The organism is Nonomuraea sp. SBT364 (assembly GCF_001083785.1).
Lineage (GTDB): Bacteria > Actinomycetota > Actinomycetes > Streptosporangiales > Streptosporangiaceae > Nonomuraea.
In genome coordinates this window covers 1-19,903 of record NZ_LAVL01000109.1, presented here as the reverse complement: position 1 = coordinate 19,903, position 19,903 = coordinate 1, and the positions used below count along the sequence as shown (strand labels likewise).

Genomic DNA, 19,903 nt, shown 5'->3' with positions numbered 1-19,903 from the left:
CCGATTGGAACGTTACTGGCGTGTCCGGGAACGGACAGTTCTCACGAACGTCCGCGCCCGGGTCGCCGCCGACGCGGCCGCCCGGCGCACCGGGTTCCGCGTCACCACGCCCTGGCACACCTGTGTCTCGCCGGTCTTGGCCCGCCGCTTGTACTCGTCCTCGCCCCGGCCCAGGTCGATGCGCGTCACGCCGAGCGCCGGGGCGGCCGCCACCAGCTCACGCAGCAGCATCCAGCCGGGCGACAACCGGGCGAACTCCGGGTCGTACACCGGGAACCACCAGTGCAGCACCCCGCCCGCGCGCAGCCCGAAGTGCGCGGCCAGCAGCCGGGGCCCCGCGTGCAGCGTCGACAGCACGCCGCCGAACGACCCGTCGCGGGTGCGCAGCAGGCTCTCCAGCAGGCGCACCCGGTCCGGCTCCGCGAAGTAGTCCTGGGCGCCGGTGGCCGCGTACTGGGCCCTTTTCAGCTCGATGACCCTCGCCAGCGAGGCGGCGTCCGTGGAGTCGGCCTCGAAGCGGAGCTCGCCGTGCTCGCGGGCCGTCTTGTTCGCCCTGCGGCGGGCCTGGGCCATGTTGTCCTTGCCGCTGCGTGACGCCCGGCCCAGGTAGCCGTCCAGCCCGCCGGTCACGTCCAGGTACGGCGACGGCCTGCGGGAGATCACCCACGGCTCGAAGCCCGGCGTCCCGTCGAGCAGGTGGTCGAACGCGTACGCCGCGGCTCCGCCCCCGAGCAGGTCCAGCGGCCGGAACGCGGTCCCGGCGGCCAGCACCGGGCCCTGGAAGTCCGCCCCCGGCCAGCCGACCGGGCGCAGCGTCCTGCCCTCGCGGTGGTGCGGCACCAGTGCCCCGTCCGCCGCGACGGCCACCCGCACGGCGCGTCCGCTCGCGTGCACGGCGGCGGCGAATCCGGGGTGGAAGTAGGGGCTGTCCAGCGCCGGGTTGCCCGTGTGCATGGCGTGCCAGGCGTCCAGTTCGGCCGTGCCGAGCCGGTCGAACGCCACCACCCGCATCATTGGGGGAGCACCGTCGTGCGGCGCGACGGGCGCAGCAGCGCCGTCACGGCCGCCCGCACGGCGGCGCGGCCCGCCAGCGCCCGGACGGCCTCACCCGCCAGCACCGCCAGGAAGTACGCCGTCCCCGTCAGCGGGCCGTGCCTGCGGCGATACAGCCGCACCTTGTTGACCACCAGCATCGCCGCGAGCATCGGGTTGACGCCGGAGTCGCCGCCGATGTGCTCGATCACCGACGCGGGCTCGTACCAGGTGCGCCAGCCCAGGTCGGCGGCCCGCAGGCAGTAGTCCGTCTCCTCGCTGTAGAGCAGGAACGACTCGTCCCACGGGCCCACCTCGCGCACCATCCGGGGCGAGAGCAGCATCGCCGCCCCGGTCACCCACGCGAACGCCCCCGGGCGCGCGTAGTCGCGCGGGTCGGTCACCAGCTCGCCCAGCGAGCCCAGCCGCCCGGCCCGGTCGCCGCCGATCACCGCCTCGACCACCGCCCGCCCCACCGTCGGCATCCGGCGCAGCGACGGCTGCAGCGACCCGTCCGGATTGACCATGTACGGCGCCACGATCCCCGTCCGGGGCTCGGCCAGGCACGCCACCAGCGGCGCGATCGACCCGGGGCGCAGCCGGCAGTCCGGGTTGAGCACGTACACGGCGTCGAGCTCGTCCAGGTCCAGCGCCGCCGTCCCGGCGTTGATCGCCGCCGCGTAGCCGGCGTTGCGCCCGAGCTGCACCACCTTGACCGGCAGGTCGGCCCGGTCGGCGATGGCCGTGGAGCCGTCCTTGGAGGCGTTGTCCGCCACCACCACGTCGGCCAGCTCCACGCCCTCGGCCCCGGCGGGCAGCGACGCCAGGCAGCCTTCGAGCACGTCCGCGCTGTTGTAGGTGACGATCACCACGGCGACCCTCGGCATCAACGCACCCGCTTGTACAGCCGCATGGCCAGCTTGGCCGCCCGGCGCGGCAGCGACGGGCCGCCGCCGAGCACCCGCGAGATCCAGCCGCCGTCCAGGTCGGCGCGCAGGCTGTTGCGGGCCTGCAGCCAGGAGTCGGCCCGCGCCCGGCCGCCGTCGCTGGTGTAGGCCCGGGTGACGCCCGCCCGCCGCAGTTGCCGCAGCACGTCGCGGTCGTAGGAGCCGAACGGGATCGCCACCCGCGACACCGGCTCCCCGGTGAGCTGCCCGAGCAGCCGGTGCGCCGCCGACAGCTCCTCGGCCGCCTGCCGCGCGTCCAGGGTGCGCCAGTCGCGGTGCGCCCATCCGTGCGAGCCGATCCGCATGCCCGCGCCGAGCAGCTCGCGCACCCCCTCGGAGTCGAGCCTGCCCGGCTCCCCGAGCATCCCGGCCAGCACGAAGAACTCGGCCTTCAGCCCGCGCTCCACCAGCCGGGGCAGCGCGATCTCCACGTCGGAGGCGTTGCCGTCGTCGAACGTGACGCGCACGTCGGGCCGTCCGGCCACCGCGTCCATCACCTGCTCGAACTGGGTCACACTCACCCAGGTCTGATCCTCGCCCGGATCGAGTTCGCGGGGCGCCTCCCCGATGCCGTGCACGGTCAGGTTGGTTACCGCCCGCATCCCGCCCCCTGGTGAGAAAGCCGCCAGGAGTGATATCGCGGACCCGATTAGACCGTTACAGGTGCTTCGCGTACCAGGCGACGGTGCGGCGCAGCCCTTCCTCCAGCCCGGTCACCGGCCGCCAGCCGAGCACCCGCTCGGCGGGCCCGATGTCGGAGCGCTGCGCGCGGTCGAGCGGCCGCGCGTCCACGGCCCCGAACCTGGGCCGGGCCTCGCCGCCCACCACCCGGGCCAGCAGCTCCACGGTGTCGCGGATGGAGACCGGCTCGGCCGTGCCGATGTCGAGCACCTCCCCGGCCGCCTTCCCGCTCTCCCCGGCCAGCACGAACGCGTCCACCACGTCCTCGACGTACACCCAGGTCACCATCCTGGTCCCGGACGTCAGCTCCGGCTCCCGGCCGCGCAGCAGCGACAGCGTCACGTACGGCACCAGCCGGGCCGTGTCCGGCTGTGCGGGCCCGTACACCATCGCCACCCGCAGCACCGAGACCGGCACCTGCCACAGCGCGTGGAACATCCGGGCGTAGCCGGTCGCGGCGGCCTTGGCCGCGGCGTACGGCGAGCCGGGCGGCAGGCCGTCGCGCGGCTCCTCCACCGAGCCGGCGAGCACCACGCTGCGCACGGGCGTGCCGGTGAGCGCGGTGAGCAGGTTCACGGCGGCGGCCAGGTTGCCCGCCAGCGTGGGCGCCACCACGGCCGGGTCGCGCACCCCGGTGACCTCACTGGCCAGGTGGAAGACGACCTCGGGGGCGACCTCGGCGACCAGCGCGGCGGTGGCGGCGGGGTCGCTCAGGTCGGCCCGGTGCCACCCGGGACCCCGCGGCGGGCGGCGGCTGACCGCGTGCACCCGGGCGCCGAGCCCCTCCAGCCGGCTGACCAGGTGCGCGCCGATGAACCCGGTGGCTCCCGTGACCAGCACCCGCGTGTCCTGCCACATGTCGCTCTCCCGCTAGTCGTGTCGTTCGGGCTCCGGGATCGGCGCGCCGGTGTCGTGCCAGACGTTGCCCGAGTCGCTGACCAGGTCCGACCGGGTGCTCAGCAGGATCGGGCAGTCGTGCGCGGAGCCGCGGCCGAACCGGTTGCCGGTGACGCGCTGCCCCTTCAGCGGGCGGCCGAGCGGGGTGTGGTCGATGTTGACGACGCACGCGCCGCCGTCGAGGTAGTTGTCCTCGACGCGCAGGTCGTCGGCCGACGTCTGGACGGCCGCGTTGGGGTCGGTGGTGGTCGACACGTCGATGGTGTTGTGCAGCAGCGTCACGCCGGTCTGCTCGGCGAACGCCTGCACGCCGTCGTTGTGCGTCGGGCCGCCGCCCTGGTCGGGATCGCTGCCGAACCAGCTCAGGTCGTGGATGTAGGAGTCCTGGACCAGGGTGCCGGTGTGGGCCTTGACGCCGTCGACGGTGCCGGAGAACTCCGAACGGTAGATCTTCGTGCGGGCCGCCCAGATGCCGTCGATCGACGGTGACGGATGCGCCGCGCGGAACTCCGAGTCCTCGATCACCGTGTCGGCGGCCTGCTCGGTGTCGAGCAGCGGGCGGGTGCGGTCGGCGACGCCGCCGAGGAAGACGCAGTCGCGGAAGGTCACGCCCCGCGCCGTCACCTCGACGAAGCCGCGGAACTCCCGGCCCGTGACGACCTCGCCGTCCTTGGCGAAGACCTGGTCGCCGGTGACGACCGTGAGCTCGGTGCCGGGCCGTACGCCCGTGGAGGCGGCGTCGGGAAAGCCCGCCGGGACGGTGCTCGCGGTGCTCTCGCGCGAGGCGATCGCGGTCTCCCGGGAGACCGCCTCACCCTCGGGCTCGCCGAGCCCCTGCGCGATCGTCACGGCGAGGGCCAGGGCGGCGATCACGGCTACGACATACGTCCACGTCTTCGCCACCCCGGCATAGTCGCCAAAAATCAGCCGATGCGCCAGGTGTCGCCGCCCAGGAGCAGCTCACTCAGGTCGCCCGGACCCTTCTGGGCCACGGCCTCGTCGAGCTGCTCGGCCATCAGCACGTCGTAGGCGGGGCGGTCGACCTGGCGGAAGATGCCCACCGGCACGTGCTCGAAGGCCGGCTCGTCCAGCCGGGACAGCGCGAACGCCAGCGACGGGTCGGGGTGGTGCGCGTCGTGGACCAGGATCTGGTCCTCGGCCACGCCGTCGCGGGCGACCACCTCGATGCCGCCGTTCGCGCCCCTGACGACCGCCTTGGTCGCCGACACGATCGGCTGCCCGTGCTCCAGCCGCAGCGTGATGTCGTCGCGGACCTCCGGGTCCTTGAGCTGCTCGAAGGCGTTGTCGTTGAAGATGTTGCAGTTCTGGTAGATCTCCACCAGTGAGGCGCCCCGGTGCGCGGTGGCCTCGCGCAGCACCGACTGCAGGTGCTTGCGGTCGGAGTCGAGGGTGCGCGCCACGAAGCTCGCCTCCGCGCCGAGCGCCAGCGAGATCGGGTTGAACGGCTTGTCCAGCGAACCCATCGGCGTCGACTTGGTGATCTTGCCGACCTCGGACGTGGGGGAGTACTGGCCCTTGGTCAGACCGTAGATCCTGTTGTTGAACAGCAGGATGTTGAGGTTGACGTTGCGCCGCAGGGCGTGGATCAGGTGGTTGCCGCCGATCGACAGTGCGTCGCCGTCACCCGTGATCACCCACACGCTCAGGTCGGGCCGGCTGGCCGCCAGCCCGGTCGCGATCGCCGGCGCGCGGCCGTGGATCGAGTGGAAGCCGTAGGTGTCGAGGTAGTACGGGAACCGCGAGGAGCAGCCGATGCCGGAGACGAACACGATGTTCTCGCGCCGCAGGCCCAGCTCGGGCAGGAAGCTCTGCACCGCGGCCAGGATCGCGTAGTCGCCGCAGCCCGGGCACCAGCGCACCTCCTGATCGGACTTGAAGTCCTTCAGGCCCTGCTTGGCGTCGGTCTTGGGGATGAGCGACAGGCCCTTCCCGTTGATCAGCTCAGTCACTGTCGATCACGTCCTGGATGACTCCGGCCAGCTCCTCCGCCTTGAACGGGAGCCCGCGCACGCGGTTGTAGCTGATGACGTCGACGAGGTAGCGGGCCCGGAGCAGCAGCGCGAGCTGGCCGAGGTTGATCTCGGGCAGCAGCACCCTGTCGTAGCTCTTGAGCACCTCGCCGGTGTTGGCGGGCAGCGGGTTGAGGTGGCGCAGGTGCGCCTGGGCGACCTTGCCGCCGCTCTTCCTGATGCGCCGCACGGCGGCCGCGATGGGGCCGTAGGTCGAGCCCCAGCCGAGGACGAGCACCCTGGCGTCGCCGTCGGGGTCGTCGACCGCGAGCTCCGGCACGTCGATGCCGTCGATCTTGGCGGCCCGGGTGCGGACCATCAGGTCGTGGTTGTTCGGGTCGTAGGAGATGTTGCCGGTGCCGTCGGCCTTCTCGATGCCGCCGATCCGGTGCTCCAGGCCCGCGGTGCCGGGGATCGCCCAGGGGCGGGCGAGGGTCTCCGGGTCGCGCTTGAACGGCAGGAAGGCGCCGTCCTCGCCGTTCGGCTCAGTGGTGAATTCCTGCGAGATGTCGGGCAGGTCGGAGATCTCGGGCAGCCGCCACGGCTCGGAGCCGTTGGCCAGGTAGCCGTCCGACAGCAGCATCACCGGGGTGCGGTACTTGACCGCGATCCGCGCCGCCTCGACGGCCGCGTCGAAGCAGTCGCTCGGCGACATCGGCGCCACGATCGGCACCGGCGACTCGCCGTTGCGCCCGAACATGGCCATGAGCAGGTCGGTCTGCTCGGTCTTGGTCGGCATGCCGGTGCTCGGCCCGGCCCGCTGCACGTCCACGATGATCAACGGCAGCTCGGTGGTGACCGCGAGGCCGACCGTCTCGGCCTTCAGCGCCACGCCCGGCCCGGAGGTCGTGGTGACGCCCAGCGCGCCGCCGAACGCCGCGCCCAGCGCCGCGCCGACGCCCGCGATCTCGTCCTCCGCCTGGAAGGTGCGGATGCCGAACCGCTTGTGCTTGGACAGCTCGTGCAGGATGTCGCTGGCCGGGGTGATCGGGTAGGAGCCCAGGAACAGCGGCAGCTTCGACTGCACCGAGGCGGCGATCAGCCCGTAGGCCAGGGCCTGGTTGCCGGAGATGTTGCGATAGACGCCCGGCGCCAGCCTGGCCGGCTTGACCTCGTAGGAGACCGAGAACGACTCGGTGGTCTCGCCGTAGTTCCAGCCCGCCTGGAAGGCCGCGATGTTGGCCTTGGCCAGCTCGGGCTTCCTGGCGAACTTCTGCTCCAGGAACTTGATCGTCTGCTCGGTCGGCCGGTGGTAGAGCCACGACAGCAGGCCGAGGGCGAACATGTTCTTGGAGCGCTCGGCGTCCTTCTTGGACAGGTCGAAGCCTTCGAGCGCCTTGACCGTCAGCGACGTCAGCGGCACCGCGTGCACCCGCCACTCGCTCAGCGAGTCGTCGTCCAGCGGGCTGGCCGCGTAGCCGACCTTCTGCAGGTTGCGCTTGGTGAACTCGTCGGTGTTGGCGATGATGTCGGCGCCCCTCGGCAGGTCGCCGAGGTTGGCCTTCAGCGCTGCCGGGTTCATCGCGACCAGCACGTTGGGCGCGTCGCCCGGCGTGAGGATGTCGTGGTCGGCGAAGTGGAGCTGGAAGCTCGACACACCCGGCAGGGTGCCCGCGGGGGCGCGGATCTCGGCCGGGAAGTTGGGCAGTGTCGACAGGTCGTTGCCGAACTCGGCGGTGCCGGCCGTGAACCGGTCACCGGTGAGCTGCATGCCGTCACCGGAGTCTCCGGCGAACCTGATGATCACGCGATCGAGTTGCTGGACCTGCTTCGTCACAGCTCAGTCCTCCTCGACGCGCCGGGGCGCGGTCGCTTCTGGCGCGTTCTCTGTTTCCATGCTAGATCCTCGGGAGGTCACGCGTTTGCCAGCCGCGAAAAGCGGGTAAACGCGGTCGGGAATTCAGGGTGAGGTGGGAGAACGACGACACAGCCCTGATGCGAGCCTGCAGAGGTCTACATGCAGACGTTCGAAGAGGACGGTTCGGGTCACGAGCGCCAACTATACGTCCCCCCGTCGGTTCTGTTACGTCAGGGGTTGCTTGCGTGAAGGCCCGATTCCCGACGTGTAGACGTGTCCTGCTTGCATGCCGGCCGTTCCGTACAACTCTGGAACGGTGACGAACGCGTATCCCTTCCCCTGAAGTTCTTTCAGGATGCCCGGAACGGCGTCGACGGTCGTGCGGTCGAGATCGTGCATGAGCATGATGGCCCCCGGATGCGCTTGACCCGCCGTCCACCTGGCGATCTCCCCGGCGTCGCCGCCGCGCCGGTCGCGGCTGTCGACGTCCCAGCCGACCAGCGACAGCTCGCGCTCGCGCGCCACGTTCCTGACGTCCAGGCTCACTTCCCCGTACGGCGCCCGCACCAGTGTCGGACGCTGGCCGATGGCCGCGGCGACGGCGTCACCCGCGCGGCCGAGCTGGTCGGAGATCTTGCTGGTCGGCAGCCTCGACAGGTCCCGGTGGTCCCACGTGTGGTTGCCGACCAGGTGCCCCTCGTCCCGCATCCGCCGCAGCAGCTCGGGCTGGGCGGCGACGCCGCTGCCGACGGGGAAGAACGTCGCCCTGGCGTCCGCCTCGCGCAGCACGTCGAGCAGTTCGGCGGTGTACGGGCCGGGCCCGTCGTCGAAGGTCAGCGCCACGCACTTGGTCGTCGTGCAGTCCACGGTGCCGGCGCGGGTGCTGGCGGCGGCGGGCACGGCCCGTCCCGGCGCCCAACCGGCCCGCGCCACCCGCTGCGCGGACTCCCGTACGGACTCCTGGGCCCGCAGGCCCGTCTCCGACAGCAGCGGCGTGACCTTCCCGGCGGGGACGGCGACGGCGAGGCGGCCGAGCGAGCACGGCCCGATCTGGCAGTCGTCGAACTCCACCACCAGGTCGCCCTCGCCGTTGAAGGCCATCGAGTCGAGCTGCCCGCGTTCGGCCGAGACCTGCTGGCGGTCCACCTCGGGGCCGCGGTGTTTCAGGCCGTTCCTGACCAGCCGGGAGACCTCACGCAGCGCCTCGTGCCCGGACAGCAGCCCGGCCGAGCCGGAGGCCTGGCCGGTGCGCCGGTCGTACCAGAACGTGCGGGTCGCGTTCCCCCAGTCGGCGCCCCGGTACTCGCCGGTGCGCAGCCGTACGCCCACCACGTCGCCGGCGGCGGCGAGCTGCCAGTCCACGTTCAGCTCCGGCCGGGGCAGGTGCCCGACGGGGGTGGTGGTGTCGCGGAAGTCTCGCAGCTGCCGCTGGGCGTCCTCGCGCAGCAGCGCGTTGAGCCGCGTCGCGCCCGGGAGCTCGGGGTAGCTGATGTGCACGTGCCGGCCGGCGGCCTCGCCTTCCGTCAGCGTCCGCGGGGCCAGCCCGGTCACGGTCGCGGGGTCGACGAAGTCGATCCTGGTGGGCTCCGCCGGGACCGTGACGTCCTGCTCGGGAGCGGCCGCGGCCATCCCGCACCCGGTGGCGGAGACGGCCAGCAGCGCGATCCCGCCGAGCAATCGCATTGAGGGCATGAATGCACACTATGCGGCGGATCATCCTGTTTGCCCTAATTTGAGGGTATGGGGCGTTAGGCTTTGACTGGGTTACCATCGCGGGATGGACGGCTACTACGGGTCCTACCTGCTGGTCGCGGCGCTGCTCGCGATCGGGGTCGCGATCGTGGCCGGGGCGCTCCTGATCAACCGCCTGCTCCGCCCGTCCCGCCCCACCGCCGAGAAGCTCACCTCCTACGAGTGCGGCGTCGACCCGGTCGGCGACGGCTGGGCGCAGTCGCAGGTCCGCTACTACGTCTTCACCTACCTCTACGTCGTGTTCGCCGTGGACGCGGTCTTCCTCTTCCCCTGGGCCACGGTCTTCGACGCCCCCGGCTACGGCCTCACGACGCTGGTCGAGATGTTCGTCTTCCTCGGCTTCATCGCCCTGGGCATCCTCTACGCCTGGCGCAAGCGCGTCCTGACCTGGACATAGATCTCGCCCCCGATCCGCGCAACAATGGCAGGCATGGCAGCGACGGATCTTCCGATGCCCACGGTGGGGCCGATCTCCCGGTTGGCGCCCAAACCCATGCGGTTCGTGCTCAACTGGGGGCGGCGCTATTCGCTGTGGGTGTTCAACTTCGGGCTGGCGTGCTGCGCCATCGAGTTCATCGCGACCTCGATGAGCAGGCACGACTTCATCAGGTTCGGGGTGATCCCGTTCGCCAACGGGCCGCGCCAGGCCGATCTGATGATCGTCTCCGGCACCGTGACCGACAAGATGGCCCCGGCCGTGAAACGGCTCTACGAGCAGATGCCCGACCCGAAGTACGTGATCTCGTTCGGCGCCTGCTCCAACACCGGCGGCCCCTACTGGGACTCCTACTGCGTGACCAACGGCGTCGACCAGATCGTCCCCGTCGACGTCTACGTGCCCGGCTGCCCGCCCCGGCCCGAGGCGCTGCTCCACGGCATCATGAAGCTCCAGGAGAAGATCGCCGGGGAGCGGCTCGGCGACCGCTACCTGCGGGAGGTCACGTGACCCGGTTCGGCGAGCGCGCCCAGGTCACCGACTCCTTCGGCGACACCGTCGTCGACGTCGCGCCGGGCGACTGGATCGACCTGCTCACCCGGGTCCGCGACGAGCTGGGGTTCGCCTTCTTCGACTGGCTGACCGGCGTCGACGAGCCGCCCGACGAGTTCCACGTCGTGGCGCACGTCTACAACCCCGACTCCCATGAGCGGCTGCTGCTGCGCACCCGGGTGCCGCGCGCCGATCCGCGCCTGCCGTCGGCCGTCGAGGTCTACCGGGGCGCCAACTGGCACGAGCGGGAGACGTACGAGATGTTCGGGGTGATCTTCGAGGGTCATCCGAACCTGGTGCCGCTGCTGCTCCCCGACGGGTTCGAGGGGCATCCGCTGCGCAAGGACTTCATCCTGGCGGCCCGGGTGGCCAAGCAGTGGCCCGGGGCGAAGGAGCCCGGCGAGTCCGGCCACGGGTCGCCGAGCCGCCGCAAGACGCTGCCGCCGGGCGTGCCGGCCGACTGGGGGGCGACGCCCGATGCTTGACGTGGTGCTGCACTTCGCCGTCATCCTGATCGCCTTCCTCGCGCTGCCGCTGATCGTCGGGCAGACCGAGCACAAGGTCATGGCGCACATGCAGTCGCGCCTGGGCCCCATGTACGCCGGCGGCTTCCACGGGTGGGCGCAGCTCATCGCCGACGGGGTCAAGTTCATGCAGAAGGAGGACGTCATCCCGGCCGCCGCCGACCGGCGGGTGTTCATGATCGCGCCCGGGGTGGCGCTGGTGCCCTATCTGCTGGTGATCGTCGCCATCCCGTTCGACGACGGGTTCGTGGGCGTCGACCTGGACCTGGGGCTGTTCTTCGTGCTCGCGGTGATGGGCGTCGGCGTGCTCGGCGCGATCATGGCGGGATGGGCGTCGGCCAACAAGTACTCGGTGCTCGGCGGCATGCGGGCGGCCGCCCAGCTCGTCGCGTACGAACTGCCGCTGGTGCTGGCCGCCTCGTCGGTGGCGATGGCGGCGGGCACGCTGTCCCTGCCGGGGATCGTCGAGGCGTGGCAGTGGTGGTGGCTGCCGTGGCAGGCGGTCGGCGGCGTGGTGTTCTTCCTGGCGGGGCTGGCCGAGCTGCGCCGGCCGCCGTTCGACATGCCGATCGCCGAGTCCGAGATCATCATGGGCCCGATGACCGAATACACCGGCATGCGGTTCGCGCTGTTCATGCTGGCCGAATACGCCGGGATCGTGGTGCTGTCGTTCCTGACGGCCGTGCTGTTCCTCGGCGGCTGGCACGGGCCGCTGCTGCCCGGCTGGCTGTGGACGCTCGTCAAGATGTTCCTGCTGGCGTTCGTGGTGATCTGGCTGCGGGTGACGTTCCCGAGGCTGCGTGAGGACCAGTTGCAGAAGCTCGCCTGGGCCGGGCTGGTGCCGCTGGCCCTGCTCCAGCTCGCCCTGACCGGAGTGGTCAAGGTTCTGACCTGAAACTCGCGGGTCACCCCGTTCGTCGTACTGAGGGGGTGATCGGCTTGCGGTTGACTCTGTACGGGAGCGGGCAGCGCCCGCTCACGGAGCTGACCTGGGACGGCGAGACTCTGACCGCCACGGACACCGTCATCGGCGAGTCCGTACGGATGACCAGGCCGGCCTCCATCTATCACTACGAGTGCGACATGGCCACCGGTCTGGCCGTGCTCGACATCGACGGGCTCGTCCTGGTCGACCTGCCGGGCGCCTGGAATCTCCGGCACCTGGCCGCGCTCGGCATCCCGATCCTCGACGGCCGCCGCGACCCGGTGGCCAGGACGCGCACGATGCTGGCCGGCCGCGCCCCGGGCTGGCGCCGCCTGCGTGGCGTCCCCCGGCCCGCCCTCGTCAGGTGGCGCATGCCGCTGGTCTACGGCGGCGCGCTGATCACGCTGGCGGCGACCGCGTACCTCATCTCGATCGGCGCCTACGCCGCCTGGCGGGTGGCGTCCGTGATCTTCAGGGTGGTGGTGGACCTCGTCGAGGTGAAATGGCTGGCGCTGGCCCTCAGCCCGGCGCTGCTCGCCCTGCGCCCGATCCGGACGGCCTTACGCAGGCGCAGGTCACGCACAGGGAAGATCGCCGGCCCGCTCTCCGTCCGCGGCGGGTGGCTCCGCCTCGAACACGACATCCCCGACGTGTCGCTGGAGCGCACGGGGAGCCTGCTGCTCTACCGGTACGAGGACCTGCGCGGGCTGTTCGTCCTGGACACCCACGACCGGCCGTTGCGCCACGTCCCGGGCCCGTGGTCGCCCGACGACCTGCACCGCTTCGCCGAACGCCACGGCCTGCGGCTGGCCGTGCACCGGATCAGCAGGCAGGAGTACCTGCGCCTGGTCAGGGCCTGCCCCCAGGCGCTGCCCTGATCACCGTCCGCCCGGGTGCCGGTGCCGCCAGGTCCAGAACACCGCGCACGACACCGCCGCCCACCCGGCCAGCACCAGGAACGGCAGCACGTGCTGGTATCCGCCGAAGTAGACGGCCGTGTGCTGGGCGTTGACCGACGCGCCCGGCGGCAGCCAGCGCCCGATCGCGCCGAACGGCGACGGCAGCAGCGGCCACGACACCGCGCCGCCCGACGACGGGTTGCCGATCAGCACCATCACGCCCCACGTGGGTATCATCGCCCACCGGCCCATGAGCGTGTTAAACATGGTGAACACCATCCCGGACGTGAACATCGTCAACGCCAGGATCAGCCACGACTCCACGAACGGCAGCGACAGCGCGCCGAGCAGCCAGTCCACGACCGCGGCGATGGCGAACCCGCCCGCCAGCGCGTAGACGGCGGTGAAGGCGATCCGCTCCAGCGGCTTGAGCGCCCGCGCGTGCACGCTGAGCTGGATCGCCCCCACGAACCCGATGATCACCGCCGCCAGCGAGATGTAGAACAGCGCCAGCCCCCGGGGATCGCCGCGCTGCAGCGGCTTGATGTCCCGCACCGTCACCGGCACCCCGATCCGCGCCCCGACCGCGGACGCCGCCTCCGCCAGCAACTGCGCCACCGACGCGCCCGCCGCACCGGCCACGTCCATCCGCACCCGGTGGTCCCGCGCCTCGACGATGGCGAACACCTGCTGCTCCTCCACGGCCCGCTCCGCCCGCCCGTACACCGGGAAGTACCGCGGGACGAGCGCCGCGTCCAGCGCCCCGTCGAGGCCGGTCAGGAACGCCGCCCGCTGCACCGCGTCACCCGAGGTGACGACCGCGATCGGGATCCGGTGCGGCGCCGGTCTGGCCATCGCGTACGTGTAGGAGCCCGCGAACAGTCCCGCGGCGGCGGCCAGGATGAAGACCAGCACGGTCGCGGGCAGGAACGGCCCGTTCCGGAACGCCGACCACAGCTCCCGCATCCCTCGCGGGTCGCGGGGCATTTTCGTGGACATCACCTGGTCGCATACCCTCGGCCGACCGGCCCGGACGCGCCCGCGCCGTCAAGGATCCGTCAATCTCCCGGCGCCACCGTCAGGTCTTGCGGCGTCGCCGTCGGGTTTTCGGGGGACGGCGTCAGGTCTCCCGGGACGACGACGTCAGGTGGGGACGCCGGCGGCGCGGAGGCGGGCGGTGATCCTGTCGACGTCGCCGCGCTCGGCCGCCGGCAGGGGCGCGCCGACCGACTCCCTCGACGCCGCCGCCTCCGCCAGCAGGCGCGCCGCCTCCTCGTACGCGCCCTCCAGCGCCGCGACGCCGGCCAGCCCCTCCCACGCCAGCGCGATGGCCCGGGGGTCACCGCCCTCACGGGCCGCGGCGAGCCCCCGGCGGTGATACTCCCCGGCCGCCTCCGCGTCACCCCGCAACTCGGCGACGAACCCCAGTTCCGCCATCAGCAGCGTGAGCCCGTAGAACGGCACCCCGTAGTCCGCCTCCAGCCGCAGGTTCCAGGCCAGCGACTCGCCGAACAGCCGCTGCGCGCCGTCCAGGTCACCGGCCCGCCTGGCCACGAGCCCCAGCCCCACCCGGGCGAACTCCTCGGCGAACCTGTTCGACTGCTCGCCCGCCAGCCGCAGCCCCCGCTCGTGGAACTCGCGGGACCGGGCGAGGTCACCGGTCAGCAGCGCGACCCGGCCCAGGCTGGACAGGCGGTACGACACGTCCGTCCACAGCCGCAGGTCCTCCGCCACCCGCAGCCCCTCGCGGTGCAGGCGGCCGGCCCGCTCGTAGTCACCGGTGATCTCCGCCAGGTAACCCAGCATGTCGGACGCCTGCAGCCGTCCCCAGCCGTCGCCCAGCTCGGTGAACAGCTCCAGGCTCCGGCTCCCGCTGCGCTCGACGGCGGCGAGGTCCCCCTGGAACACGGCCTGCTTGGCGTGCGACGCCAGCGCCGCCGCCTCGCCCCACCGGTCGTCGAGGGCCCGGAACTCGGCCAGCACCTCGCCGACCAGCGGCCCGGCCGTCGCCACGTCGCCGAAGCCGAGGTGCGCGAGCGCGATGAACCACCGCCCTCTGGGGTCGCGGGTACGCTCCAGCGCGGTACGGCTGTGCGCCAGCAGTCCGGTGCCGTCGCCGATCAGCAGGGCGAACCCGGCCTCCCACGCCACGGTCCGATCACTCGCCACCCGGGAGAGCGCGCGATGCCCCTCGGTGTGCCGTCCGCGCACGTACCAGTACCAGGCCAGGGCGCGGACCAGCCGCGTGGCGAGATCCGCCGCCCCGCGCCCGGTCAAGGCGTCGAGCACGGCCCGCAGGTTGACTACCTCGTCGTCCAGCCGCCGCAGCCACCTGCGCTGCCCGTGCCCGTACAGCTGCGGCTCGGCCCGCTCGGCCAGCTCCACGTAGTAGCCGTCGCGCCGCTCCCAGGCGGGATCGTCGGCGCCCAGCCGTTCCAGGCAGTAGGCGGTGACGGACTCCAGCAGCCTGTAGCGCGTCTCACCCGACGGCTGCTCCTCGGCCACCACCATCGACCGGTTGACGAGCTGCGCCAGCACGTCCGGGACGTCCCCGGCGTCCAGCCCCGGTCCCGCGCACACGACCTCGGCCGCCTCCAGCAGGCAGCCGCCGGGGTGCGCGGCCAGCCGGCACAGGGCGAGCCGCTGCCGCTCGCCGAGCTGCTCCCAGCTCCAGTCGATCATCGCGCGGAGCGTCCGCTGACGGGCGGGCAGCCCGCGCCCGGCGGCGGCCAGCACCCGGAACCGGTCGTCGAGCCGCTCGGCCAGCCCGCGCACGCCGAGCGCCCGCACCCGGGTGGCGGCCAGCTCCAGCGCCAGCGGCAGCCCGTCGAGCCGCCTGCAGATCGCCGCCACCCACTCCTCGTTCGCCGCGTCGAGCGCGAACCCGGGCGCCGCCGCGGCGGCCCTGGCCACGAAGAGGCGGACGGCGTTCGACTCGCGCAGCCTGTCTCCCGTGGGCAGGCTCAGCGGCGCCACCGCCCGCACCACCTCGCCGGGGATGGCCAGCGGCTCCTGGCTCGTGGCCAGCACCCGCAGCTCCGGCGCCGCGCCGAGCAGCAGCCCGGCCAGCTCGGCGACCGGTTCCACCAGGTGCTCGCAGTTGTCCAGCACCAGCAGCAGGCGCAGCCCGCGCAGCGCCCCGGCGAGCCGCCGCGCCAGAGCCTCGGGCCGCACCCCCGGCCGCGAACCGCTCGCGGTCTCGTCCCGTACGCCCAGCCGGGCGGCGACCACCTCGGCCACCGCCTCCGTCCCGCCCGAGACCCCGGCGAGCTCGACCAGCCACACCCCGTCGGGGAACGCGCCGGTCAGGGTCGCGGCGGTCGCCAGCGCGAGGCGGGTCTTGCCGACGCCGCCCGGCCCGGTCAGGGTGACCAGCCGGGCCGAGCCGAGCAGCCCGGCGGCCGTGGCCACCTCGTCCTCCCGCCCCACCAGCTCCGTGAGCGGAACGGGGAGGTTCGACCGGGGGCGCGCCGCCGAGGTCGTGGGCGCGGGGGCGGCCGCCAGCGCCGGGTCCTGCACCAGGATCGCCTGGTGGAGCGCCGCCAGCTCCGCGCTCGGATCGAGCCCCAGTTCCTCGTCCAGCAGGCGGCGCAGCTCGGCGTAGCCCGCCAGCGCCTCGCTCTGGCGCCCGGCCCGGTACAGCGCCCGCAGGTGCGCCGCGCGCAGCCGCTCGCGCAGCGGATGCTCGGCCACCGGCCCGGCCAGTTCGTCGGCCAGCAGGCTGTGCTCCCCGAGCTCCAGCCGCGCCTCCGCCTGCTCCTCCACGGCCGTCAGCCGCTGCTCGTCCAGCCGCCCGGCCGCGACGCGGGCGAACTCCTCGTCCCGGAAGTCGGCGTAGGCCGGTCCCCGCCACAACGCCAGCGCGTCCGACAGCAGGTCCGCCCTGGTCCGCGCGTCGCCGGCCGTCCTCGCCCGGCCGACCAGCTCGCCGAACCGCAGCGCGTCCACCGACCGGGTGCCGAGCGCGTACCCGGCCGGCTGGTAGGCGACCAGCTCGCGGCCGCCGCTCTCGGCCTGCTCCAGGGCCCGTCGTAGCTGCGAGACCTTGGTCTGCAGCGTGTTGCCCGGATTGCCCGGCGGGTTGTCGCCCCACAGGTCGTCGGCCAGCCGGTCCGCCGGCACCGGCCGCCCCTCGTGGATCAGCAGGTCGGCGAGGAGCGCGCGGACCTTGAGCTCCGGCACCCGGACCGTCCGCCCGTCCGCCGTCCACACCGCCAGCGGACCAAGTACCCCGAACTCCATCAGGCCACGTTATTACAGGTCAAAGCACCCCCAGCGAACCCGCAGCGAACCGTGCGCGCCACCTCGCACAGTTGAGCCATGAACATCCGGATGGCGATCGTCATCGGCGGCGTCGGGCGTGACCGCTTCGGCCCCGCCGCGGCCGCCTGGCTGACCGGCCGGGCGGAGCTGCGCGAGCACCTCGACGTGGACGTCCTCGACCTCGACGAGGCGTGGCTGCCCCCCATCCCGTGCGAGCGGCCGTGCGTGGCGCCGCCCGCCGTACGGGACCTGGCACCGTGGCTCGCTGCGGCGGACGCGTTCGTGATCGTCACCCCGGAGCACAACCACAGCTTCCCGGCCTCGCTCAAGAACGCCGTCGACTGGTACCGCGACGAATGGCGGGCCAAGCCCGTCGCCTTCGTCTCGTACGGGGCCGACGGCGGCGGGGCGCTGGCCGTGGAGCAACTCCGCCCGGTCTTCGCCGCGCTCGACGCGGTCACGGTCAGCGGGGCGCCCGCCTTCCGCCGGCGCCGTCCGCCGCCCGTCGAGGCCGCCGAAGGTCTGCTCGACCGGCTCATCTGGTGGGCCCGCGCCCTGCGCGCCGCCCGCGAAACCACACCTATCTGGAGGTAACACCCATGACTCTCGTGAACCGTGAGATCCGCCTGGCCGCCCGTCCCGTCGGCGAGCCCGTCCCCACCGACTTCGAACTGGTCAGCGCCGAGGTGCCCGCCCTGGCCGAGGGCCAGATCCTGGTGCGCAACACCTGGATGTCCGTGGACCCGTACATGCGCGGCCGGATGGACGACGTGGAGTCGTACATGCCGCAGTTCGAGCTCGGCGCGCCCATGGACGGGGCGGCGGTCGGCGAGGTCGTCGCCTCCCGCTCCGGCGCCGTCCCGGTCGGCGCGACCGTCGTGCACTTCCTCGGCTGGCGCGAGTACGCGATCCTGGACGCCGCCGCCGCGACCGTCGCCGACACCAGCCTCGCCCCGGCGCAGGCGTACCTGGGCGCACTCGGCACGACCGGGCTGACCGCCTACGTCGCGCTCACCGAGACCGCCCCCGTCCGGGAGGGCGACGTGGTGTTCGTCTCCGCCGCGGCGGGCGCCGTCGGCAGCGTCGCCGGACAGCTCGCCCGCCGGCTCGGCGCCTCCCGCGTGATCGGCTCGGCCGGCGGGCCGGAGAAGACGGCCAAGCTGGTCTCGTCCTTCGGCTACGACACCGCGATCGACTACCGGGCCGGCTCCGTGGCCGCCCAGCTCGCCGAGGCCGCGCCCGACGGCGTCGACGTGTACGTCGACAACGTGGGCGGCGACCACCTGGAGGCGGCCATCGGCGCGCTTCGCACGGGCGGGCGCATCGCCATGGTCGGCGCCATCAGCGCCTACAACGCCACCGAGGCCGTCCCCGGCCCGTCCAACCTGTTCCGCCTGGCCGCCAAGAACGCCACGTTGCGCGGCATCCTCATCAACTTCTACCTGGACCGCTTCCCCGAGTGGATCGGCAAGGCCGCCGGCTGGCTCGCCGACGGCTCCCTCCACACCGAGCAGACCGTCGTCGAAGGGCTCGCCGAGGCCCCGGCGGCGTTCCTGGCGATGATGCGCGGCGCCAACACCGGCAAGATGCTGGTGAAGCTCTGATGGCCGACTCCGCCGCGCCGCGTGCCCTGCTCGTGGTGTCCCATCCCCGCCGCACCTCCCTCACCGCGCGCGCCGCCGCCCGCGCGCGGGCCCGCCTGCGACGGGACGGGTACGAGGTCGACGTGCTCGACCTGTACGCGGAAGGCTTCGACCCGCGCATGCCCGCCGAGGACGAGCCCGACTGGAACGACCCCGGCAAGCCCTACTCGGCCGACGCCGAGACGCACATGCGCCGCGTCCAGGCGGCCGACGTCATCGTCGTCGTCTTTCCCGTCTGGTGGTTCGGCCTGCCCGCGATGCTCAAAGGCTGGATCGATCGCGTCTGGAACCACGGCTTCGCCTACGGCACCCGGCCCCACCGCCTGACCGGCAAGCGGATGACCTGGATCGGGCTCGCCGGCTACCCCGAGGACCACTTCACCTCGGCCGGCTGGGACAAGCTCCTCACCCAGAGCCTGGGGCAGGGCATCTCCGCCTTCTGCGGCATCCCGGACGCGACCGTCCACCTCATCTACGACACCATCCCGTCCCCGGCCGCTGACCTCCCGGAGGCCGACGCCATGGACGCCTCGGACGCCTCGGACGCCTTGGACGCCTTGGACGCTGCCGTCACCGGCGCCGACTTCCTGGACGCTGGTGGCGCGGACGCTGACGGCGCGGACGTCGGTGGCGCGGATGTGTACGGCTTCGGGGTGTTTGTCCGGCGCGTTCTCGCGGAGGTCGATGTCGCCCTGTCCACCGGTAATCAGGTTGCCCCCCTCGACGGCCTGCTGCTGAAGTGAGCGGATGGATCGTGACGAGACGCTGGCGCTGTTCGACCGGGAGCTCAGGCGGGGCGCGCAACGGGACGGCCCCGGCAGCCGCGTCGAGCGGATCGGCGACGTGATCCGGCTGACCGGCGACGCCTGGAACGGCATCATCTGGTCAGACCTGGACACCTCCACGGCGGACGCCGCGATCGAGGCCCAGCTGCGGCACTTCACCGAGCTGGGCCGGGCGTTCGAATGGAAGCTCTACGCCCACGACCGCCCGGCCGACCTGGCCGACCGGCTCCTGGCGGCGGGCCTCACACCCGAGCCCGAGGAGACCCTCATGGTCGCCCGCATCTCGGACCTGCCGCCTGCCGCCGTCCCCGACGGCATCCACCTGCGCCCCGTGACCGGCCCCGCCGACGCGGCCCTCCTGGCGGCCGTGCACGACCAGGCGTTCGGCACCGATTCGACCCGTCTCATGGCGAGTCTGACCACCCGGATCGCCGAGCAGCCCGACCGGATCTTCGCCGTCCTCGCCATGGCCGGTGACACCCCGGTCAGCGCCGCCCGCCTCGAACTGCACCCCGGCACCCACTTCGGCAGCCTCTGGGGCGGCGGCACCGTCGAGGGCTGGCGCGGCCGCGGGGTCTACCGGTCCCTCGTCGCCCAACGCGCCGCCATCGCGGCCGATCGCGGCTACGACTACCTGCAGGTGGACGCCTCCGACGACAGCCGGCCCATCCTGCAGCGCCTCGGCTTCCACCCCCTCACCACCACAACCCCGTACACCTGGACCCCCTGACCCCAACCC

The 19,903-nt window shown here is 72.7% G+C and carries 20 protein-coding genes; 9 read left to right on the top strand and 11 right to left on the bottom strand.

From position 1 onward, the window contains the following. Window positions 1-12 precede the first annotated feature (12 nt). From ADY59_RS33435 to ADY59_RS33400, 9 genes are all read right to left on the bottom strand, one after another. A complete protein-coding gene (locus ADY59_RS33435) occupies window positions 13-1,014 on the bottom strand; it encodes a GNAT family N-acetyltransferase (protein WP_231619013.1) in 1,002 nt (333 codons plus the stop codon). Next, the gene (locus ADY59_RS33430; RefSeq protein WP_049570801.1) at window positions 1,011-1,919 is read right to left on the bottom strand and encodes a glycosyltransferase family 2 protein; all 909 of its coding nucleotides are present in this window, start codon (window positions 1,917-1,919) and stop codon (window positions 1,011-1,013) included. The genes ADY59_RS33435 and ADY59_RS33430 overlap by 4 nt, the downstream gene beginning before the upstream one ends. After that, window positions 1,919-2,581, bottom strand: a complete 663-nt coding sequence (locus ADY59_RS33425) for a polysaccharide deacetylase family protein (protein WP_049570800.1) — start codon at window positions 2,579-2,581, stop codon at window positions 1,919-1,921. The genes ADY59_RS33430 and ADY59_RS33425 overlap by 1 nt, the downstream gene beginning before the upstream one ends. A gap of 55 nt (window positions 2,582-2,636) precedes the next feature. Beyond that, window positions 2,637-3,518, bottom strand: coding sequence for an NAD-dependent epimerase/dehydratase family protein (locus tag ADY59_RS33420; RefSeq protein WP_063780867.1), 882 nt, complete (start codon window positions 3,516-3,518; stop codon window positions 2,637-2,639). A 12-nt stretch (window positions 3,519-3,530) separates the two neighbouring features. Further along, entirely contained in the window at window positions 3,531-4,460 is a 930-nt protein-coding gene (locus tag ADY59_RS33415; protein WP_156325890.1) for a hypothetical protein, read from the bottom strand. 20 nt (window positions 4,461-4,480) lie between these two features. Continuing rightward, a complete protein-coding gene (locus ADY59_RS33410) occupies window positions 4,481-5,527 on the bottom strand; it encodes a 2-oxoacid:ferredoxin oxidoreductase subunit beta (RefSeq protein WP_049570793.1) in 1,047 nt (348 codons plus the stop codon). Beyond that, a complete protein-coding gene (locus ADY59_RS33405; RefSeq protein WP_049570790.1) occupies window positions 5,520-7,364 on the bottom strand; it encodes a 2-oxoacid:acceptor oxidoreductase subunit alpha in 1,845 nt (614 codons plus the stop codon). The genes ADY59_RS33410 and ADY59_RS33405 overlap by 8 nt, the downstream gene beginning before the upstream one ends. Window positions 7,365-7,487: 123 nt before the next feature. Further along, on the bottom strand, window positions 7,488-7,577 hold the full coding sequence (locus tag ADY59_RS54130; protein ID WP_357584620.1) for a putative leader peptide: 90 nt from the start codon (window positions 7,575-7,577) through the stop codon (window positions 7,488-7,490). Between the two features lie 33 nt (window positions 7,578-7,610). Then, complete coding sequence (locus ADY59_RS33400; RefSeq protein ID WP_156325889.1) at window positions 7,611-9,077, bottom strand: polysaccharide deacetylase family protein; 1,467 nt, start codon at window positions 9,075-9,077, stop codon at window positions 7,611-7,613. 85 nt (window positions 9,078-9,162) lie between these two features. Between ADY59_RS33400 and ADY59_RS33395 the strand changes: the two genes are divergently transcribed. Genes ADY59_RS33395 through ADY59_RS33375 form a run of 5 tightly spaced genes read left to right on the top strand, consistent with a single transcriptional unit; the run spans window position 9,163 to window position 12,452 of the window. Further along, complete coding sequence (locus ADY59_RS33395; RefSeq protein ID WP_049570784.1) at window positions 9,163-9,534, top strand: NADH-quinone oxidoreductase subunit A; 372 nt, start codon at window positions 9,163-9,165, stop codon at window positions 9,532-9,534. Window positions 9,535-9,567: 33 nt separating this feature from the next. Next, window positions 9,568-10,083 (top strand): NADH-quinone oxidoreductase subunit B, encoded by a 516-nt coding sequence (locus ADY59_RS33390; protein WP_049570831.1) that lies wholly within the window; start codon window positions 9,568-9,570, stop codon window positions 10,081-10,083. Then, the gene (locus ADY59_RS33385; protein ID WP_049570781.1) at window positions 10,080-10,610 is read left to right on the top strand and encodes an NADH-quinone oxidoreductase subunit C; all 531 of its coding nucleotides are present in this window, start codon (window positions 10,080-10,082) and stop codon (window positions 10,608-10,610) included. The genes ADY59_RS33390 and ADY59_RS33385 overlap by 4 nt, the downstream gene beginning before the upstream one ends. Continuing rightward, the gene (gene nuoH / locus ADY59_RS33380; protein ID WP_049570778.1) at window positions 10,603-11,544 is read left to right on the top strand and encodes an NADH-quinone oxidoreductase subunit NuoH; all 942 of its coding nucleotides are present in this window, start codon (window positions 10,603-10,605) and stop codon (window positions 11,542-11,544) included. Before ADY59_RS33385 ends, nuoH begins: the two co-directional genes overlap by 8 nt. A 44-nt stretch (window positions 11,545-11,588) precedes the next feature. After that, window positions 11,589-12,452 (top strand): hypothetical protein, encoded by an 864-nt coding sequence (locus tag ADY59_RS33375; protein WP_156325888.1) that lies wholly within the window; start codon window positions 11,589-11,591, stop codon window positions 12,450-12,452. On the opposite strand, the gene ADY59_RS33370 is transcribed toward ADY59_RS33375, so the two are convergent. Together ADY59_RS33370 and ADY59_RS53515 are read right to left on the bottom strand one after the other, a co-directional pair. Beyond that, complete coding sequence (locus ADY59_RS33370) at window positions 12,453-13,472, bottom strand: membrane protein (protein ID WP_049570772.1); 1,020 nt, start codon at window positions 13,470-13,472, stop codon at window positions 12,453-12,455. It lies immediately after the preceding gene. A gap of 144 nt (window positions 13,473-13,616) precedes the next feature. Then, complete coding sequence (locus ADY59_RS53515; RefSeq protein WP_049570768.1) at window positions 13,617-16,715, bottom strand: BTAD domain-containing putative transcriptional regulator; 3,099 nt, start codon at window positions 16,713-16,715, stop codon at window positions 13,617-13,619. Between the two features lie 78 nt (window positions 16,716-16,793). Between ADY59_RS53515 and ADY59_RS33360 the strand changes: the two genes are divergently transcribed. From ADY59_RS33360 to ADY59_RS33345, 4 genes are read left to right on the top strand one after another with little or no spacing between them, the layout of a single operon-like run. Continuing rightward, window positions 16,794-17,330, top strand: coding sequence for an NADPH-dependent FMN reductase (locus ADY59_RS33360; RefSeq protein WP_049570766.1), 537 nt, complete (start codon window positions 16,794-16,796; stop codon window positions 17,328-17,330). Window positions 17,331-17,335: 5 nt separating this feature from the next. After that, complete coding sequence (locus ADY59_RS33355) at window positions 17,336-18,340, top strand: NADP-dependent oxidoreductase (RefSeq protein WP_049570763.1); 1,005 nt, start codon at window positions 17,336-17,338, stop codon at window positions 18,338-18,340. After that, window positions 18,340-19,122, top strand: a complete 783-nt coding sequence (locus tag ADY59_RS33350; protein WP_063780866.1) for an NAD(P)H oxidoreductase — start codon at window positions 18,340-18,342, stop codon at window positions 19,120-19,122. The genes ADY59_RS33355 and ADY59_RS33350 overlap by 1 nt, the downstream gene beginning before the upstream one ends. Window positions 19,123-19,126: 4 nt before the next feature. Continuing rightward, on the top strand, window positions 19,127-19,894 hold the full coding sequence (locus ADY59_RS33345) for a GNAT family N-acetyltransferase (protein WP_049570761.1): 768 nt from the start codon (window positions 19,127-19,129) through the stop codon (window positions 19,892-19,894). The last annotated feature ends 9 nt before the right edge of the window (window positions 19,895-19,903 follow it).

What these genes read in the sequence shown, in the direction of transcription:
- ADY59_RS33370 (WP_049570772.1), bottom strand. Translation starts at nt 13,472, where the DNA reads ATGTCCACGAAAATGCCCCGCGACCCGCGAGGGATGCGGGAGCTGTGG.
- ADY59_RS33395 (WP_049570784.1), top strand. Translation starts at nt 9,163, where the DNA reads ATGGACGGCTACTACGGGTCCTACCTGCTGGTCGCGGCGCTGCTCGCG.
- ADY59_RS33420 (WP_063780867.1), bottom strand. Translation starts at nt 3,518, where the DNA reads ATGTGGCAGGACACGCGGGTGCTGGTCACGGGAGCCACCGGGTTCATC.
- ADY59_RS33360 (WP_049570766.1), top strand. Translation starts at nt 16,794, where the DNA reads ATGAACATCCGGATGGCGATCGTCATCGGCGGCGTCGGGCGTGACCGC.
- ADY59_RS33400 (WP_156325889.1), bottom strand. Translation starts at nt 9,077, where the DNA reads ATGCCCTCAATGCGATTGCTCGGCGGGATCGCGCTGCTGGCCGTCTCC.
- nuoH (WP_049570778.1), top strand. Translation starts at nt 10,603, where the DNA reads ATGCTTGACGTGGTGCTGCACTTCGCCGTCATCCTGATCGCCTTCCTC.
- ADY59_RS33425 (WP_049570800.1), bottom strand. Translation starts at nt 2,581, where the DNA reads ATGCGGGCGGTAACCAACCTGACCGTGCACGGCATCGGGGAGGCGCCC.
- ADY59_RS33435 (WP_231619013.1), bottom strand. Translation starts at nt 1,014, where the DNA reads ATGATGCGGGTGGTGGCGTTCGACCGGCTCGGCACGGCCGAACTGGAC.
- ADY59_RS33430 (WP_049570801.1), bottom strand. Translation starts at nt 1,919, where the DNA reads ATGCCGAGGGTCGCCGTGGTGATCGTCACCTACAACAGCGCGGACGTG.
- ADY59_RS53515 (WP_049570768.1), bottom strand. Translation starts at nt 16,715, where the DNA reads ATGGAGTTCGGGGTACTTGGTCCGCTGGCGGTGTGGACGGCGGACGGG.
- ADY59_RS33355 (WP_049570763.1), top strand. Translation starts at nt 17,336, where the DNA reads ATGACTCTCGTGAACCGTGAGATCCGCCTGGCCGCCCGTCCCGTCGGC.
- ADY59_RS33345 (WP_049570761.1), top strand. Translation starts at nt 19,127, where the DNA reads ATGGATCGTGACGAGACGCTGGCGCTGTTCGACCGGGAGCTCAGGCGG.
- ADY59_RS33390 (WP_049570831.1), top strand. Translation starts at nt 9,568, where the DNA reads ATGGCAGCGACGGATCTTCCGATGCCCACGGTGGGGCCGATCTCCCGG.
- ADY59_RS33350 (WP_063780866.1), top strand. Translation starts at nt 18,340, where the DNA reads ATGGCCGACTCCGCCGCGCCGCGTGCCCTGCTCGTGGTGTCCCATCCC.